Below are 17,237 nucleotides of genomic sequence, written 5' to 3' on the forward strand. Positions count from 1 at the left end.
GCGGCACTGTCGCCGCTCCAGCAACAATACGTGGCCTCAGCGCGAGGCTCTGCACACGTAGGCCACCGCTCGGCTCGCCCGGCCGGCACCGATACGGGTGATGACCAGCGCAAGACGCTGTGAGCCGCGCGGCCGCAGCCGGGTGCGCAGCGCGTCGGGGTCGACGTCGACACCGCGGACGAGGATCTCCAGCGAACCGGCGTCGTGTGCGGCGACGGCCTGGCGCAGCACCCGCTCGCGGTAGTCGACGGTGTCGATGACCTCGAAGCCGCGCACGCCGTCGGGCAGGGCGTCGCCGGTGAGGTAGGCGATCTCGGGGTCCAACTGCCACAACCCGTAGCGCGCCGCGTACTGCCGCACCAGCCCGGCGCGGACCACGGCACCGTCGGGGTCGACGATCCAGCGGCCCGGCGGGCCCGTATCGCAGTCGTCGGGGTCGGCGTCGGTGATCTGCTCGCCGCGATCAAGGATCGTCGCGCGCCGCTGCACACCCGCGTCGGCCAGGCCGCCGGTCCACAGACACGCTTCGCGAACTCCGCCGCCGAGCGACGTGACCTCGATCTCTCCCATCCACCCGAGCTGCCGCACGGCAGCGAAATCGATCCCGGGAGCGCACTTCACGACCATGTCGCGACCCGCGTACACCTCGAACAAACGGTCCAGCGGCGGCGTGTACGCGCGCGGATCGAAGCGTCGGGCGCCCCCTGTCCGCCGCCCCGGATCCGCGACGATCACGGTGTCGCGGGTGACCGGCGTCAGCGCGTCGGCGCGGCACAGTTCGACGTCACCCAGGTTGTGCCGTGCCATCGCCAGGCGCACCGGATCAAGGTCGCTTCCCACCACGTAGGAGGCCGAATCACGCAGTGCGGCAAGCTCACCACCGATCGAACAGGTCACGTCGTGCACGGCCGCGCCCGCCAGTCGACGCGCCCGGTGCTGGGCGACCGCGGCAGCGGTGGACTGCTGCAGCGCCTCGTCGGTGAACAGCCACCTGCCCGGATCGGCGAACTTGGCCACCGCCCGCCGTCGCAGCAGCACGGTCTCGATCAACACCGGGGCGCGGGCCCCGAAACGGGTACGCGCCGAAGCGATATCCGCGACCCTGGTCGCAGCGGTCAGCGGATAACCGGCGACCTCGTCGAGCGCGGCGCGGCCGACGTCTCCGGTGAGGTAGTCGACGTCCTCGACGGAGAACAGGCTCAGGAGGGCTTTACCCCGGTCACCATGACGTTGTAGAACCAGCCCTTGGGCACGACGTGCCGCCAGACGTTGGCGTCGACCCAGCTCAACCCCATCCAGCTGTTGAACGCGAACTTCGCCCAGCCCCAGCCCAGCCGACCGGGTGGCACCGACGCCTCGAAGGTGCGGACCGGCCAGCCCAGCATCGCCGCGGTGAACTCCTCGCTGGCGGTGGCGACCTCGACCGCGCCGGCGTTGGTCGCCATCCGCTCCAGGTCCTCGGGCTCGAACGTGTGCAGGTCGACGATCGCCTCGAGCGCCGCAGCGCGTGACGACTCGTCGAGTTCGGTCTGCGGCCGCCGCCAGGACTCCAGACCGGGCAGCTTGGTGACGTTCGTGGACACGTGCCACGTCAGCGTCGACAGGTTGCGCGCGTAGACGTTGCCCTTGGCGGTCGGCTCTCCCGCGAACACGAACCGGCCACCCGGCTTGAGCACGCGGACGACCTCGCGCAACGACAGTTCGACGTCGGGAATGTGGTGCAGCACGGCGTGCCCGACGACGAGGTCGAACGTTTCGTCCTCGTACGGGATGCCCTCGGCGTCAGCGACGCGGCCGTCGACGTCGAGCCCGAGGCCCTGGCCGTTGCGGGTTGCGACCTTGACCATGCCGGGCGACAGATCGGTCACCGAGCCGCGGCGCGCGACACCGGCCTGAATGAGATTCAGCAGGAAGAACCCGGTGCCGCAGCCGAGCTCGAGCGCACGATCGTAGGGCAGTTCACGCTGCACCTCGTCGGGCACGATGGCGTCGAAGCGACCGCGCGCGTAGTCGATGCAGCGCTGGTCGTAGCTGATCGACCACTTGTCGTCGTAGCTCTCGGCCTCCCAGTCGTGGTAGAGCACCTGGGCGAGCTTGCTGTCGTGGCGGGCGGCCTCGACCTCTTCGGCGGAGGCGTGCGGGTTCGGAGCGGGGTCCATGCTCGTCATGAAGGGCAGCCTAACGGGTGGCGAACGCGCGTTTGGCCGCCGCCAGAGCTTCCACCGACGAACCGGCGAACCGCAGCGCCCAGGTGCGCGCGTCGTCGTACACGTGATCGGGCGCCGACAGCTCGTCGACGAGGCCCATGGCCAGCGCTTCCTCGGCACCGGCGAACCGCCCGGTGAACACCAGGTCCCTGGCCCGGCTGTCACCCACCACGCGGGCCAACCGGGCGGGCCCGCCGGGGGCGGGCGCAAGGCCGTCCAGGATCTCGGTCGAGCCGAGCTTGACGTTGTCGCCACTGACCCGCCAGTCCGCGGCCAGCGCCAGCGTCAGCCCGCTGCCCAGCGCGTACCCGGTGATCGCGGCAACGGTCGGTTTCGGGATGGCGGCGACAGCCTCGACGGCGCCCCGGCACACCTCCGCGGCCCCTGCCGCCTCAGCGGTGTCCAATGTCCGCGCCTCCCCCACGTCGGCGCCCACGGAGAAGATCTCGTGACCGCCGAACAGGATGACGGCGGTGACGTCGTCCCTGTCACCCAGGTCGGCCGCGGCGGCGGCGAGTTCACGGCACAGCTGCCTGCTCAGCGCGTTAGTCGGCGGCCGCGAGATCAGCAGCGTCGCCACGGCGGGCGCGTCACTGTCCGCGACGTGGACGCTGACGAACTCGCTCACCGATAACCGTCGGGTGAGCGACCCTCGCGGGCCGCGTTGTAGCGATCGCTGTTGAAGAACTCGATCTCCCAGTTGTTCTCGCCGGTAGTGAGATTCGGCTCGATCGTCACGATCTTGCGCTCGACCGCGAGCACCTCGGCGACGGTACGGCCGTTCAGCGAGTCGAGCTGTGTCCAGGTCGGCGGCAGCAGGAACGTCCTGCCCTTCTCGAACTCGGTGAGAGCGGCCTGCGGTGTGGTCCAGAACGCCTGGTCGGTCTCGGTGTTCTCACCATCGGCCCGCTGCCCGTCCGGGATCGCCCCGACGAAGAAGTACGTGTCGTAGCGGCGGGTCCGCTCCTCCTTCGGCGTCACCCAGTTCGCCCACGGGCGCAGCAGGTCGGCACGCAGCACGAGTTTCTCGGTGCGCAGGAAGTCGGCGAACGACAGCGAGTGGTTGGCCAGCGCGGCCCGCTCGTCGCGGTACACCGACGCGTCGTCGACGAGCACGTCGGAATCGTCCGCCGAGCCGGCGAACAACACGCCCGACTCCTCGAAGGTCTCCCGCGCAGCGGCGCTGACCAGTGCTTCGGCCAACTCCACGTCGACGCCGAAGCGCTGCGCCCACCACTCGGGTTCGGGGCCGTAGAACGGGATGTGCGCACCGCGATCGCGGTCGTCGACGCCGCCGCCGGGAAAGACCATGACGCCCGCGACGAACTCCATCCGGGCGTGCCGCCTCATGATGAAGGTCTTGATGCCCTCGGGGGTGTCACGCACCAGCATCACGGTCGACGCCGGTCGCGGGACGAGCGGATCGGGGTCGGTCATTTGGCCCTCCTGTGTGCCGCGCGGGTGCGGGTGCGCCGCGCGAAGTACCGCCCGTCGATGTACTCGAGCGTGATCGCCTGGCCGAACGCCGCGGACAGGTTCTCCGACGTCAGCACGTCGGTGAGCAGACCCGCCTTGACGACCTTGCCCTCGGACAGCAGCAGGCAGTGGCTGAAGCCCTGCGGGATCTCCTCCACGTGGTGGGTGACCAACACGGTGGCGGGCGCATCGGGATCGGCGGCGAGATCGGCGAGCCGGGCGACGAGTTCCTCGCGGCCGCCTAGGTCGAGACCGGCAGCGGGTTCGTCGAGCAGCAGCAGTTCGGGGTCGGTCATCATGGAGCGAGCGATCAGCACCCGCTTGCGTTCACCCTCCGACAGCGTGCCGTACGTGCGATCGGCGAGGTGCTCGGCGCCCACGCTCTCGAGCATGTCGATCGCCTGCTCGTAGTCGTAGTCGTCGTACTTCTCCCGCCAGCGCCCCAGTACGGCGTAACCGGCCGACACCACCAGATCGCGCACGATCTCCCCGTCGGGAACGCGCTGCGACAGCGCCGAACTCGACAGGCCGACGCGTGACCGCAGCTCCGACATGTCCGTCTTGCCGAGGCGCTCCCCGAGGACGTACGCGGTACCCGTCGACGGATGCTCGAGCGCCGCGGCCAACCGCAGCAGCGACGTCTTGCCCGCGCCGTTGGGTCCGAGGACCACCCAGCGCTCGTCGAGTTCGACGGCCCAGGTGACCGGACCGACCAGGGTCTTGCCACCTCGTCGCAGCGTGACCCTCGCGAAGTCGATCAGCAGGTCGGGGTCGGCTGCTTCTCCTGGCACTCGACCATCGTAGTCAGGCGCGGATCGGTGAACGCCCAGCCACTGGCGGCCAGCCACCGCTGCGGGGTCAATCGGACGAAGAGCTGAACGAGCGGGCCGATGCCGAACGCGTAGACGACCGTGCCGACTCCGACGGTGCCGCCGAGCAGCCATCCGATGCTGAGCACGGCGACCTCGATCGAGGTCCGCACCAGCCGGACCGAGAGTCCCGTGCGCGCAACGAGACCCGTCATCAGTCCGTCACGCGGGCCGGGGCCGAGGCCGGCACCGATGTAGAGCACGGTGCTGACGGCGTTGAGAACGACGGCACCGAGCATCATCGCGATGCGGATCGGCAACTCCGACGGCGCGGGCAGCAGTGCCAGGCCGGCGTCGACCGTCACCGCGATCACGATGACGTTGGCAACGGTGCCGATGCCGGGGCGATTCCGCAGCGGAATCCAGGCCAGCAGCACCGCCACCCCGACGAGCGCGGTGACCACGCCGAAACTCAGGCCGGTCCGTCCGGCCAGCCCCTGATGGAACACGTCCCAGGGGTCCAGTCCGAGGCCGGCGCGAATCATCACCGCCATCGAGAAGCCGTAGCCGGCCAGTCCGACGAGCAGGGCCGACCCTCGGGCGAAGCCCCGCTTCACGCGTGATCTGGGAAGCGGGCGCGGATGGCGTCGAGCTCGTGCCGCATCCGACGGGTGTCCGCGTCGATGTCCGCGCTGCGGCGCGGATACGACTCGGTGCGAAAGACCAGCCCCAGCTTGCGCGTCGAGCGGGCCAGTTTAGAGGTCCAGTTCTGCGTCATGGCTCGATATTGGCTCGCCAAACGGTTGCATTCAATAGCCAGTTGGGGCAAAGTGGCTTCAATGATCGACGAGTTGGCGGGCCGAAGGCTCAGTGTGGACCTACTGGTCCGCGAACTCGGCAACTGGCGCACGTCCAGTGCCAGTGGTCCGGCCTATCAGGGTCTCGCCGACGGACTGCGGATGCTGATCGTCGACGGGCGGATCCCCATCGGGGCGCAGTTGCCGAGCGAACGCGCCCTCGCCGACGCCCTGCGGGTATCGCGCACCACCGTCACCGCGGCGTACAACCAGATGAGCGAGGACGGCTATCTACACGCCCGTCGGGGCGCACGCAGCACCACGGCGATTCCGACGACGTCACCGGTGGGCTTCGAACCCGGTCCGGTCACCGTCAACCTGGCGGCCGCCACCCTGTCCGCCCCGGCCGCCGTGACCTCGCGAGCCTTCGCCGAAGCCGCCGCCGAGGTGACGCCCTATCTGCACGACATCGGCGTCGAGCTCGTCGGCGTTCCGCCGCTGCGCGAGGCCCTAGCCGAAAGGTACTCCGCCAGAGGACTTCCCACTCATCCCGATGAGATCCTGGTCACCACCGGCGCACTGCACGCCATCGGCCTGATCCTCGCGACCTACACCCAGCCCGGTGATCGCGCGCTCGTCGAACAGCCGACCTACCACGGTGCGCTGTCGGCGATGGCGAGCCGGGGCGTCCGACCGGTGCCGGTCGGGATGACCCCGGACGGATGGGAACTCGACGCGGTCGACGCCGCCGTCCGCCAACTGGCACCCACCCTCGCGTACTTCATTCCCGACAACCACAACCCGACCGGCCTGACGCTGCCGCCCGAGGGCCGAAACAGGTTGGCGCAGATCATCTCCGATACCAGGACCCGCACGATCATCGACGAGACCATCACCGACATGTGGCTCGACGAACAGGTCCCCGCCCCGTTTGCGGCCGCTATGACGTCCCGTCGCGATCTGGTGCTGACGGTCGGTTCGATGTCGAAGTCGTTCTGGGGTGGCCTCCGCATCGGCTGGATTCGCGCCGAGCGCGCCACCCTGGCCACCATCGCCGCGTTGCGACCGTCCATCGACATGGGCACCGCCATCGTCGAACAGCTCGCCGCGGCAAGGCTTCTCGGGTACGAGGACGAGGTGCTGCCCGAGCGCCGCGAGATACTCCGGGGCCGACGGGCGCTGTTGTTCACACTGCTCGACGAGCACCTGCCGGACTGGCACCCGCTGCCCGGCACGGGTGGACTGTCGATGTGGGTACGGCTGCCGGTGCCGATGAGTACGGCGTTGTCCGCGGCCGCCTCGCGGATGGGACTGGAGATCCCACCGGGCCCGCGGTTCGGCGTCGACGGCAGCCTGGAACGGTACATTCGACTCCCCTACACGCTGCCCGACGACCAACTCACCGAAGCGGTCGAGGTCCTCGCCAGAGCGTGGCGAAGCGTCACGGGCGCAACCGGTTCGGAACCCTACGCCGTGGTGGTGTAGGGCTAGCCCTCGTCGGGGATGTCGACCCGGCGGTAGGTGCCGTCGGACGCGTCGGCGGCCTCGATCTCGCTGCGGGTGACGCCGAGGATGAACAGCACGGTGTCCAGGTACGGGTGGCTCAGCGATGCGTCGGCGACCTCGCGCAGCGCCGGCTTGGCGTTGAACGCCACACCCAGACCCGCGGCGGCCAGCATGTCGATGTCGTTGGCACCGTCACCCACCGCGACGGTCTGCTCCATCGGCACCCCGGCCTGCTGCGCGAAGTCCCTGAGCGCCTTGGCTTTTCCGGGCCGATCGACGATCGTCCCGACGACGCGCCCGGTCAGCTTGCCGTCGACGATCTCAAGTTCGTTGGCGGCGACGAAGTCCATCATCAGCTCGTGGGCGAGCGGTTCGATCACCTGCCGGAAACCACCGGACACGATGCCGCAGTGGTACCCCAGGCGGCGCAGTGTCCGGATCGTGGTGCGCGCACCCGGCGTCAGCTCGATCTGGTCGGCGACGTCGTCGAGGACCTCGGCGGGCAGTCCCGCGAGCGTGGCGACGCGCTTGTGCAGCGACTCGGCGAAGTCCAGCTCACCGCGCATCGCGGCCTCGGTGACCTCGGCGACGGCTGCCAGCGCACCCGCCCGGTCGGCGAGCATCTCGATGACCTCGCCCTGAATCAGCGTCGAGTCGACGTCGAACACGATGAGTCGCTTGGCCCGTCGCGACAGGCTGTAGTCCTCCAGTGCGATGTCGACGCTCTCGGCCACGGACACGTCGGCCAGCGCCTGCTGCAATTGGCCGTAGGCCGCACCGGCGGGCACCGACACGCGCAGTTCCAGACCCGTCACCGGGTAGTCGGAGACACCGCGAATGGTGTCGATGTTGACGCCTAGCGCCGCGGTCTCCCTGGCCACGACGCCGAACGCCTGCGCGGTGATGGGCCTGCCGAGCACCACGATCGAATGGGTCGACGGTTGGCTGAGGACGGGGAGGTCGTCGCTGCGCTCGATGGTGACGTCCAGCCCGACCTTCCAGATCGCCTTCTGAACCTCGTCGCGGAGATCGCTGCTGTCCGGCGGTGCGACGACCAGCACCCCGAGGGTGAGCCTGCCGCGGACCACCACCTGTTCGACGTTGAGCAATTCCACCTGGCGTCGCGCGAGGACCTCGAACAGCGCCGAGGTGACGCCGGGCTGATCGCGACCGGTGACCGTGATCAGCAGGCTGGAACGGGACCCGTCTTGAATTGTGGGTGCGGTCACGCCTACGGGTAACCGATCGTCAGGTGCGGACGTCGACGTCGTCGATGCGCGTCACATCGCCGTCTGCGGGTCCGTGCGCACGTCCGACGTGAGCTTCCGCGCGCATGCGTTCGACCATGTGCGGGTAGTGCAGCTCGAATGCCGGCCGCTCCGAACGGATTCGGGGCAGTTCGGTGAAGTTGTGCCGAGGCGGCGGGCACGAGGTGGCCCACTCCAGCGAGTTGCCGTAACCCCACGGGTCGTCGACCACGACGGGTTCGCCGTAACGCCAGCTCTTGAACACGTTCCACGCGAACGGCAGCGTCGAGACGCCGAGGATGAACGCGCCGATCGTCGAGACCACGTTCAGCGTGGTGAAGCCGTCCGACGGCAGGTAGTCCGCGTAGCGGCGCGGCATGCCCTCGTCACCGACCCAGTGCTGCACCAGGAAGGTGGTGTGGAAGCCGATGAACGTCAGCCAGAAGTGCAGCTTGCCCAGCCGCTCGTCGAGAAGCCGGCCGGTCATCTTCGGGAACCAGAAGTAGATGCCCGCGTAGGTGGCGAACACGATGGTGCCGAAGAGCACGTAGTGGAAGTGGGCGATCACGAAGTAGCTGTCCGTGACGTGGAAGTCCAGCGGCGGGCTGGCCAGCAGGACGCCGGACAGGCCACCGAGCAGGAACGTGACGAGGAAGCCGACCGAGAACAGCATCGGTGTCTCGAACGTCAACTGCCCCTTCCACATCGTGCCTATCCAGTTGAAGAACTTGATCCCGGTCGGCACCGCGATGAGGAACGTCATGAAGCTGAAGAACGGCAGCAGCACCGCACCGGTGGCGTACATGTGGTGCGCCCACACGGCCACCGACAGCGCCGCGATCGCCAGCGTCGCGTAGATCAGCGTGGTGTATCCGAAGATCGGCTTGCGGGAGAACACCGGGAAGATCTCACTCACGATGCCGAAGAACGGCAGCGCGATGATGTACACCTCGGGGTGTCCAAAGAACCAGAACAGGTGTTGCCACAGCAGCACGCCGCCGTTGGCCGGGTCGTAGATGTGAGCGCCGAGGTGGCGGTCGGCGGCCAACCCGAAGAGCGCGGCGGTGAGCAGCGGGAACGCGAGCAGCACCAGGATCGACGTCACCAGGATGTTCCAGGTGAAGATCGGCATCCGGAACATGGTCATGCCGGGCGCGCGCATGCACACGACCGTGGTGATCATGTTGACGCCGCCCAGGATCGTGCCGAGACCGCCGACGGCCAGACCCATGATCCAGAGGTCACCGCCCGCACCGGGCGAGTGGATGGCGTCGGTGAGCGGCGAGTACGCGGTCCAGCCGAAGTCGGCGGCGCCGCCGGGGGTGATGAAGCCCGCGATCGCGATCGTCGCGCCGAAGAGGAAGAGCCAGAACGAGAAGGCGTTCAGACGCGGGAACGCCACGTCGGGCGCGCCGATCTGCAGCGGAAGCACCAGGTTCGCGAAGCCGAAGACGATCGGCGTCGCGTAGAACAGCAGCATCACGGTGCCGTGCATGGTGAACAGCTGGTTGTACTGCTCGTTGGACAGGAACTGCAGCCCCGGCAGCGCCAGTTCGGCGCGCATGAACAGCGCCATCAGGCCGCCGATGAAGAAGAACACGAAGCAGGCGACGCAGTACATGATGCCGATCAGCTTGTGATCGGTCGTGGTCACCAGCTTGTAGATCAGGTTGCCCTTGGGGCCAAGCCGCGCAGGGAACGGGCGACGTGCCTCGAGTTCTCCGATTGGGGGCGCTTCGGCTACCAACAGATCCTCCTGGGTCATCTGACTGCGGCGAGTCGACGGACGCGCTGCCCGCGTGCTCGAGTTGAATCCTAACTCTCGCCGAGACGATCAGCGCTATGGGTCCTACAAACCGTCGTACTTTGTCACAAAACACTCCGAGCGGCGCGGATGTTACGGTCGGCGCGTGCTGCCGACGAGCCGACGAACGGGCCCAGTCGCGGCCGCTATTGCGGTCTCCATCGCGGTCGCGGTGACGCTCGTCAGCGGGTGCGGTGACGAATCGGGACCGGCGACCAACGCGTCGAACGCGCCGGTCACCAGCACGACGAAGATCGCCGGCGCCGGTGTCCTCGGAAATCAGCGCAGGCCCGACGAGTCGTGCGCCCCCGAACCCGCGGCACCCGACCCCGGATTCGAGCAGCGCATCGTGCGCCACGCCGCCGGCGAGACCGAACTCCGCGGCGACCCGCAGCGCATCGTGGTGCTGTCGGGTGACCAACTGGACGCGCTATGCGCCCTCGGACTGCAGGGCCGAATCGTCGCGGCCGCAACCCCCGACGACACCGACGCCCAGCCCTCCTACCTCGGCACCGCCGTGCACGACGCGCCGCCGGCGGGCACCCGCAGCGATCCCGACCTCGCCGCCGTCACGGCCGCCAAACCCGACCTCATCCTCGGCTCGGAGGCCCTCACGCCGGAGAGCTACCGCGCGCTCACCAACATCGCGCCCACGGTCTTCACCGGCCCACCGGGACCCGAGTGGCGGGACACGCTGCGCACCGTCGGCGCCGCGACGGGTCGGGCCGAGGCCGCCAACGGCATCGTCGACGGCTTCGAACGCGACGCCGATCGGACGGGCAGCGAGAACGACGCCACCCACTACCAGGCGTCCGTCGTGCAGTTCACCGAGGACACCATGCGCGTGTACGGGGCCGCCGACTTCCCCGGTAGCGTGCTCGCCGCCGTGGGCGTGGATCGCCCTGCGGCGCAACGCTTCACCGACAAGCCCTACCAGGAGATCGGCACCACCGAGCTGGACGAAGCGGACTTCTCCCCCGCCGAGGGCGACATCGTGTACGTCTCGTTCAGCGACCCGGCCGCGAAGGACCGCGCGGCCGCGGTGCTGGACAGCGACGCATGGCGCGCGCTGTCCGCGGCGCGAGACAACCGGGTGTTCATCGTCAACAACGAGGTATGGCAGACCGGTCAGGGGGTGGTCGCCGCGCGCGGGATGCTCGACGACCTCAGGACGTTGAACGGGCCGGTGAACTAGCGGGCCTGGTGAGCTATTCGCGCTTAAGCTTCACGGGCGGAGCCCATGCGCCGGGCCTGTGACCTCCGACTGATTCACGTCACACCGGGAATCATCCGGACTCGGCCCCCCGTTGCTCCACCGGGTGCAACGCTGCACCCGACTCGTTACCTTCGCTAATCTTTAAGCGAACACCGTTTGCGACACGACACAAAGAGGCACGTAGAAATCATGACCACGACCGTTAACGCCTACGCCGCGACCCAGCCCTGGGGCAGCTCGGCCCCACTGACCAAGACCACCGTCGAGCGCCGCGACGTCGGCCCGAACGACGTCGCGATCGACATCAAGTTCGCCGGCATCTGCCACTCCGACCTGCACACCGTCAGCGGCGAATGGGGTGACGTCACCTTCCCGATGACCCCCGGCCACGAGATCGCGGGCATCGTCACCGAGGTGGGCTCGGACGTGACCAGGTACGCCGTCGGCGACCGCGTCGGCGTCGGCTGTTTCGTCGACTCCTGTCGCGAGTGCGAGTTCTGCCAAGCCGGCGAGGAGCAGTACTGCAACAACCCCGGCATGATCGGCACCTACAACGGCACCGGCCGGGATGGCAAGCCCACCCAGGGCGGCTACAGCGACGCGATCGTCGTCGACGAGAACTATGTGCTCCGGATCCCCGATTCCATCGCCCTGGACAAGGCCGCTCCCCTGCTGTGCGCGGGCATCACGCTGTACTCCCCGCTGCGCCACTGGGACGCCGGTCCCGGCAAGCGCGTCGCCGTCATCGGACTCGGCGGGCTCGGCCACATGGGCGTGAAGCTCGCGCACGCGCTCGGCGCGCACGTCACCGTGCTCAGCCAGTCGCTGAAGAAGATGGAGGACGGGCTGCGCCTCGGTGCCGACGAGTACTTCGCCACCAGCGATCCCGACACCTTCAAGAAGCTCAGGGGCTCGTTCGACCTCATCCTCAACACCGTGTCGGCGAACCTGAATATGGAGGACTACCTCGGCCTGCTCAGGCTCGACGGCACGCTCGTCGAACTCGGCATGCCCGAGAACCCGATGCCGATCCCGGCCGGCGTGCTGATCTTCGGCCGTCGTCGGCTGTCCGGCTCGTTGATCGGCGGCATCAAGGAGACCCAGGAGATGCTGGACTTCTGCGCCGAGCACGACGTCACCCCCGAGATCGAGGTCATCGAGGCGTCCTACGTCAACGAGGCTTACGAGCGGATGCTCGCCAGCGACGTGCGCTACCGCTTCGTCATCGACAACTCGACGCTCTAAACGTCGCCGGCCTTCCGGCCCGCCGCCGCGAGCCGGTCCTACTACCGCCTACCACCGGGCGCTTCGTACTGGTCGGCCACATGGTCCGCTCCGACCCCTATTGAGCGGTGCCTTGCAAGTCGACTATGTCTCCGTCTGCGGTGTACCCCTCGACGGGGCGCATCGTGTATCCGGACGGGATGTCGTGGGCAACGGGATCGCGACGTCCAGAGGAAGGGTGCCGTCGTGTTCGTGTCCGACGGTGTATCGAACCCATCCGACCCGCGACTGACCGGCGGCGAGCTTGCGGATCTCGACGGTCATGGCGTCGGATCGTCCGGCGGCCTGAAGGAACTGCTCGGTGGCTTGGCCGCGTACCTCCTCGAAACTCCGCCCCTCGGGTAGCGCGTAAAAGGTGATGAACCAGCGTTCAGCTCCGTCCAGCTGGCGCAGCGGACTGACGAACTGCAACAGACTCGATCCGCCGTCCTTCACCGCCGCCCCGCCGCTGCTGAACTGCATCACGTGCGTCGGCACACCCATGTTGATCACCGTATCGGCGATAGGCGACCACTCGATGCACATGCTTCGTGCACGGCCATGGCGACCACGCGCGTCCGTCGTCGCTGGCGAGCTTTACGGTCACTCGTGCCGGTAGGCCGAAGTATCAGCGACTACTAGTTCGCTGAGCAGGCAAAATCAGAAGTCCCAGTCCTCGTCCGTGGTGACGACGGCCTTGCCGATGACGTAGCTCGAACCCGAGCCCGAGAAGAAGTCGTGGTTCTCGTCGGCGTTCGGCGACAGCGCCGACAGGATGGCGGGGTTCACGTCGGTCTCGTCCTTGGGGAACAGCGCCTCGTAGCCGAGGTTCATCAGCGCCTTGTTGGCGTTGTAGCGCAGGAACTTCTTCACATCCTCGGTGAGCCCGACCTCGTCGTACAGGTCCTGGGTGTACTCGACCTCGTTGTCGTACAGCTCGAACAGCAACTCGTAGGTGTAGTCCTTGAGTTCCTGCTTGCGCGCCTCGTTCTCGAGCGCGAGACCCTTCTGGAACTTGTAGCCGATGTAGTACCCGTGCACGGCCTCGTCGCGGATGATCAGCCGGATCATGTCGGCGGTGTTGGTGAGCTTGGCGCGCGACGACCAGTACATGGGCAGGTAGAAGCCCGAGTAGAACAGGAAGCTCTCGAGCAGCGTGGAGGCGACCTTGCGCTTCAGCGGGTCGTCACCCTTGTAGAAGTTCATGACGATCTCGGCCTTGCGCTGGAGGTTGGGGTTCTCCTCCGACCAGCGGAACGCCTCGTCGATCTCGACCGTCGAGCACAGCGTCGAGAAGATGTTGCTGTAGCTCTTGGCGTGCACCGACTCCATGAACGCGATGTTGGTGTACACCGCCTCCTCGTGCGGTGTCAGCGCATCGGGGATCAGGCTGACCGCGCCGACGGTGCCCTGGATGGTGTCGAGCAGGGTCAAGCCCGTGAACACCCGCATCGTCAGCTGCTTCTCGTGCGCGTTGAGCGTGCCCCACGACGGGATGTCGTTGGACACCGGCACCTTCTCCGGCAACCAGAAATTGCCCGTCAGGCGCTCCCACACTTCGGCGTCCTTGTCGTCCTGGAGACGATTCCAGTTGATGGCCGAAACCCGGTCGATCAGCTTCATTCCATCCGACACGTCAGACCCCATTTCACCTGCGAAGGTTGTTCAGCCCGACCAGCCCGGCCGGCTGGTGCCGACACTACCCCTGGGGTACGACAACCGGGCGCAACACAACAGCTTGTGTTGTGCGTGTCGCGGCGTGTCAGGCCGATTCGGCCTGCACCAGCCCGTGATCGAGCGCGTACATGCTGGCCCCGATGCGATTGGACGCGCCGATCTTCGCGTAGATCCGCTCGACGTGATTACGGGCGGTCTTCTCCGAGATCACCAGTCTGGCGGCAATGTCCTTGTTCGACGCGCCGCGCGCCACCAGGCCGAGCACTTCCAGTTCGCGCGGCGTCAGCCCATCCGGCCGCACCATCCGCCGTTCGCCCGTGTGACCCGCGGCCTGCAGCACCGCTTCGACGGCGACCGTGTCGAGCGTTCCCGCCCGGACACCGTCGCGCAGTCGGCGCTCCGCCTGCGCCGCGGTGAGCGCGGCGCGGTAGGGCCGCGGTTCGCGGGCCGACTGATAGTGCACCGCTGCGGCCAGGATGCGGTCGGGCATCCCGAGCGTCGCACCCGACAACCCGCGCGGATAGCCCGAACCGTCGAGCCGCTCGTGATGGTTGCCCGCCAGGTCGGCGATCTGCTTGAGCCCGCCGACCTGAGACAGGATCCGCACGGTCAGATACGGATGAAGCCGCACGCGCTCCGCCTCGGCCGACATCAGGGGACCGGGCTTCGACCAGATCTGATTCGAGATGCCGATCCGTCCGACGTCGTGTACGTGCGCCGCGCGCCGCACGGTGGTGACGACGTCGGCACTGCAGCCGGCGGCCGTCGCGGCGGCGGACGCGAGTCGGGCCACCGCCTGGGAGTGGCCGAGGGTGAAGGGGCACTTCAGATCGACGAAGTCGCCGAGAGCGACGAGCAGGCTGTCCAATTCGTCTGCGCTGAGCCGTTCGTCGCGGTCGGGCGCCTCGGCCACGGCCGCCGCCCAGGCGTCCCCGACCGGCGGGCCCGCGAGGATCTCGGCCGCGTCGGCGATGAACGCGTCGACCACCGCCGGATCGAACTGGCCACCGCGCCGACTGCGCGCCATCGCGACGGCTCCCTCGACGCCGTAGGTGCGCTGGTGCACCTCCACCATGTCGGCGAGTTGCGCGACCCGCATCGCGATCGGAATCGCCTCGCCGGCAACCCCACCGGGCAACCCGCCGCCGTCGTACCGCTCGAAGGTGAAGGCCAGCACATCGCGAACGGCCCCATCGACCCCGAGCCGATCAGCGAGCAGGCTGGCGGAAGCGCAGTGGGAGTGGATCATTCGCGAGATCTGGCCGCGCGCATTGGCGACGAGGGCCGCCATCGCGTTGATCCGGTTCAGCAGTGGTCTGCCCTTGGCGACGTTGCCCATCAGGAAGCGCAGGTACGGCAGCCCCGCCCAGTCGACCAGATACGAGTCGTGCCGCACCGCGATGTCGTCGCCGAACCACTGTGCGTACTCGTGAGAGTCGGCGTGGCAGCCGATCCACATGATCAGCGTCGCGTAGTACACGCAGTCGCGGTCCCGGCGACTGAGCCCGAGCCGGTCCGCGATGCGACCGGCGATCACCGCCGACCGCAGCATGTGCTCGGCGGGCTGGCCCAGTCCCAGGTCCACCGCGACCGACAGCGCGGCCAGCAGTTCCGCGCGCGACGGCGCGGAACTGCTGGCGGCGAGCGGGCTCATCGGCTGATTGTGACTGATCACGCCAGCGCCACGGTGCGCATCGACCGCCGGTGCCTCGTCGGATCGAAATTCTCGAAGTGCCCGTTGGCGACGACGGCGATGCCGCGTTGCGGTAGCCGGAAATCCCCGAGCCGAGCCTGGATCGCGAGCGGCGCGGACTCACCGAGGTCGGTCCCGCGCAGCACCGCACGCGTCCCCGTGACGGTCCACACCTTCCGCGGTGCCACCATGAACGTCTGGCCGTTCGAGGCGGTCCCCGCCAGGCGCATCTCCCCGACGCCGAGGACCCGGCCCGCCGCGCGGCTGATCGTCGCCAGCGCACGGGGATTCGTCCAGGCCCACTCGGGTAGCCGACCGCCGATGTCGGTCATCAGCCGGGTCGCACGGGACTCACCCAGGGTCACGGTCCAGTCGAGCAGTCCCGGAATCGTGATCGACAGCGACCACGGCGCGTCCCAGGTGACGCCGATATCGCACTGCACCGCGTCGTTTGAGGTCGACGAACTGAAGTACCTCGCGCAGCTCTGCTCGCCGGGGGTGGTGGCGTAGAACGTCCACCGGCCGACCGGATCCCGGTGCCACACCGAGGCGTAGGCGGGCGCGAAGGTCGCCGCCGGGAACTGGCGCAGCCCCAGGTAGTGGCCGCTGGCGAAGGGCAGCCCCATGATGCCGAAGCCGGCGAAGCGTTCGTCGTCCCCGGTGGGCAGTTCGGGTCGTTCGTTGAGCGCCGCGACGATGGCGGCGGGTGTGTTGTTTGTCATGCCGTCGATCGTGGCCGAGCGGGGTCGGCCCTCACATGGGGCAGACGCCTCAACTCACGGGTTCGCGGCGCTGAACGCCCTCGCCGAGCGGCAGATCGCGATCGATCTTGATGCCCAGCAGCTCGCAGGTCCCGTTGATCGAGCCCAGCATGATCGTGGTCATGTGATCGACGAACACCTCCGGCGGCATCCGGCGCGGGCTGCCGAGTTCGGGGCCGAGCCACCAGTCCGTCGCCGCGGCCGCGGAACCGAACGTCGTGTACGCCGCCAGTTCGATGGCGGTGGGGTCGAGTTCCATATCCCGAAGTTCGTTGCTGAACATGTTCGCCATCGCGAGGGTGACCTCGCGGCCCTCGTTGAGCGCGCGCATCGTCGACTCGCTCTGCTCGGCGAAGCGCCCCTGGATCAGGAAGCGGCACACGTTCGGGTGCTCGTCGACGAGCCGCACGTACTGCTCGACGCTGCGCCGGATCACCTCACGGGCCGAGTCGGCCTGGATGTCGATGACCGGGAAGATCGCCCCCCACAGCATGTCGCGCATGCGCTCGCCGATGGCCTGGAAGAGATCGGACTTGTCGGTGAAGTGGCGGTAGATCTTCGGCTTGGCGGTGCCCGCCTCCTCGGCGATCTCCCGCAGGCTCAGCTCCGGGCCCAACCGGTCGATGGCGCGGAAGGCCGCGTCGACGATCTCCGCGCGCACCTTCTTGCGGTGCTCGCGCCACCGCTCGCTGCGTGCGTCGACCTTCACGCCGGGCTGGGGACCCGGACGGGGGATGGACGGTCTGCGCACCGGATTACTATAACCGCTGGTACCGCCTGA

The 17,237-nt window shown here is 68.2% G+C and carries 17 protein-coding genes; 3 read left to right on the top strand and 14 right to left on the bottom strand.

From position 1 onward, the window contains the following. Positions 1 to 36 precede the first annotated feature (36 nt). The 7 genes from NM203_RS19535 to NM203_RS19565 are packed head-to-tail and all read right to left on the bottom strand — an operon-like array spanning position 37 to position 5,270. Positions 37 to 1,197, bottom strand: coding sequence for a THUMP-like domain-containing protein (locus tag NM203_RS19535; protein WP_408633385.1), 1,161 nt, complete (start codon positions 1,195 to 1,197; stop codon positions 37 to 39). 2 nt (positions 1,198 to 1,199) lie between these two features. After that, positions 1,200 to 2,168, bottom strand: a complete 969-nt coding sequence (locus tag NM203_RS19540; protein WP_255061906.1) for a class I SAM-dependent methyltransferase — start codon at positions 2,166 to 2,168, stop codon at positions 1,200 to 1,202. Between the two features lie 10 nt (positions 2,169 to 2,178). Further along, positions 2,179 to 2,835 carry an enoyl-CoA hydratase gene (locus NM203_RS19545; RefSeq protein WP_255061907.1) on the bottom strand — a complete coding sequence of 219 codons (657 nt, stop codon included), beginning with the start codon at positions 2,833 to 2,835 and terminating at the stop codon, positions 2,179 to 2,181. After that, positions 2,832 to 3,644, bottom strand: coding sequence for an NUDIX hydrolase (locus NM203_RS19550; RefSeq protein WP_255061909.1), 813 nt, complete (start codon positions 3,642 to 3,644; stop codon positions 2,832 to 2,834). Before NM203_RS19550 ends, NM203_RS19545 begins: the two co-directional genes overlap by 4 nt. Next, complete coding sequence (locus NM203_RS19555; RefSeq protein ID WP_255061911.1) at positions 3,641 to 4,474, bottom strand: ABC transporter ATP-binding protein; 834 nt, start codon at positions 4,472 to 4,474, stop codon at positions 3,641 to 3,643. The genes NM203_RS19550 and NM203_RS19555 overlap by 4 nt, the downstream gene beginning before the upstream one ends. Further along, positions 4,441 to 5,109 carry a membrane protein YczE gene (yczE, locus tag NM203_RS19560; RefSeq protein ID WP_255061912.1) on the bottom strand — a complete coding sequence of 223 codons (669 nt, stop codon included), beginning with the start codon at positions 5,107 to 5,109 and terminating at the stop codon, positions 4,441 to 4,443. Before yczE ends, NM203_RS19555 begins: the two co-directional genes overlap by 34 nt. Continuing rightward, the gene (locus tag NM203_RS19565) at positions 5,106 to 5,270 is read right to left on the bottom strand and encodes a hypothetical protein (protein ID WP_255061913.1); all 165 of its coding nucleotides are present in this window, start codon (positions 5,268 to 5,270) and stop codon (positions 5,106 to 5,108) included. The genes yczE and NM203_RS19565 overlap by 4 nt, the downstream gene beginning before the upstream one ends. Positions 5,271 to 5,331: 61 nt before the next feature. On the opposite strand from NM203_RS19565, the gene yczR reads away from it, so the two are divergent. Next, a complete protein-coding gene (yczR, locus tag NM203_RS19570; protein WP_255061914.1) occupies positions 5,332 to 6,774 on the top strand; it encodes a MocR-like transcription factor YczR in 1,443 nt (480 codons plus the stop codon). 2 nt (positions 6,775 to 6,776) lie between these two features. On the opposite strand, the gene serB is transcribed toward yczR, so the two are convergent. Then, positions 6,777 to 8,024, bottom strand: coding sequence for a phosphoserine phosphatase SerB (gene serB / locus NM203_RS19575; RefSeq protein WP_255061916.1), 1,248 nt, complete (start codon positions 8,022 to 8,024; stop codon positions 6,777 to 6,779). Positions 8,025 to 8,043: 19 nt separating this feature from the next. Further along, positions 8,044 to 9,789: an aa3-type cytochrome oxidase subunit I gene (gene ctaD / locus NM203_RS19580; protein WP_255062274.1), complete on the bottom strand. Its 1,746-nt coding sequence runs from the start codon at positions 9,787 to 9,789 to the stop codon at positions 8,044 to 8,046. Between the two features lie 163 nt (positions 9,790 to 9,952). On the opposite strand from ctaD, the gene NM203_RS19585 reads away from it, so the two are divergent. Both NM203_RS19585 and NM203_RS19590 read left to right on the top strand, forming a co-directional pair. Continuing rightward, entirely contained in the window at positions 9,953 to 11,041 is a 1,089-nt protein-coding gene (locus NM203_RS19585) for an iron-siderophore ABC transporter substrate-binding protein (protein ID WP_255061917.1), read from the top strand. Between the two features lie 210 nt (positions 11,042 to 11,251). Next, complete coding sequence (locus NM203_RS19590; protein ID WP_255061918.1) at positions 11,252 to 12,307, top strand: NAD(P)-dependent alcohol dehydrogenase; 1,056 nt, start codon at positions 11,252 to 11,254, stop codon at positions 12,305 to 12,307. Between the two features lie 123 nt (positions 12,308 to 12,430). On the opposite strand, the gene NM203_RS19595 is transcribed toward NM203_RS19590, so the two are convergent. From NM203_RS19595 to NM203_RS19615, 5 genes are all read right to left on the bottom strand, one after another. Further along, on the bottom strand, positions 12,431 to 12,829 hold the full coding sequence (locus NM203_RS19595) for a hypothetical protein (protein WP_255061919.1): 399 nt from the start codon (positions 12,827 to 12,829) through the stop codon (positions 12,431 to 12,433). 156 nt (positions 12,830 to 12,985) lie between these two features. Beyond that, positions 12,986 to 13,948 (bottom strand): class 1b ribonucleoside-diphosphate reductase subunit beta, encoded by a 963-nt coding sequence (nrdF, locus tag NM203_RS19600; protein ID WP_408633386.1) that lies wholly within the window; start codon positions 13,946 to 13,948, stop codon positions 12,986 to 12,988. Between the two features lie 139 nt (positions 13,949 to 14,087). Then, positions 14,088 to 15,656 (bottom strand): HD domain-containing phosphohydrolase, encoded by a 1,569-nt coding sequence (locus NM203_RS19605; protein WP_255061926.1) that lies wholly within the window; start codon positions 15,654 to 15,656, stop codon positions 14,088 to 14,090. Between the two features lie 17 nt (positions 15,657 to 15,673). After that, entirely contained in the window at positions 15,674 to 16,417 is a 744-nt protein-coding gene (locus tag NM203_RS19610) for a hypothetical protein (RefSeq protein WP_255061927.1), read from the bottom strand. A 49-nt stretch (positions 16,418 to 16,466) separates the two neighbouring features. Next, complete coding sequence (locus NM203_RS19615) at positions 16,467 to 17,207, bottom strand: TetR/AcrR family transcriptional regulator (RefSeq protein WP_255061928.1); 741 nt, start codon at positions 17,205 to 17,207, stop codon at positions 16,467 to 16,469. Positions 17,208 to 17,237 lie beyond the last annotated feature (30 nt).

Source organism: Mycolicibacterium arenosum (assembly GCF_024320865.1).
GTDB lineage: Bacteria > Actinomycetota > Actinomycetes > Mycobacteriales > Mycobacteriaceae > Mycobacterium > Mycobacterium arenosum.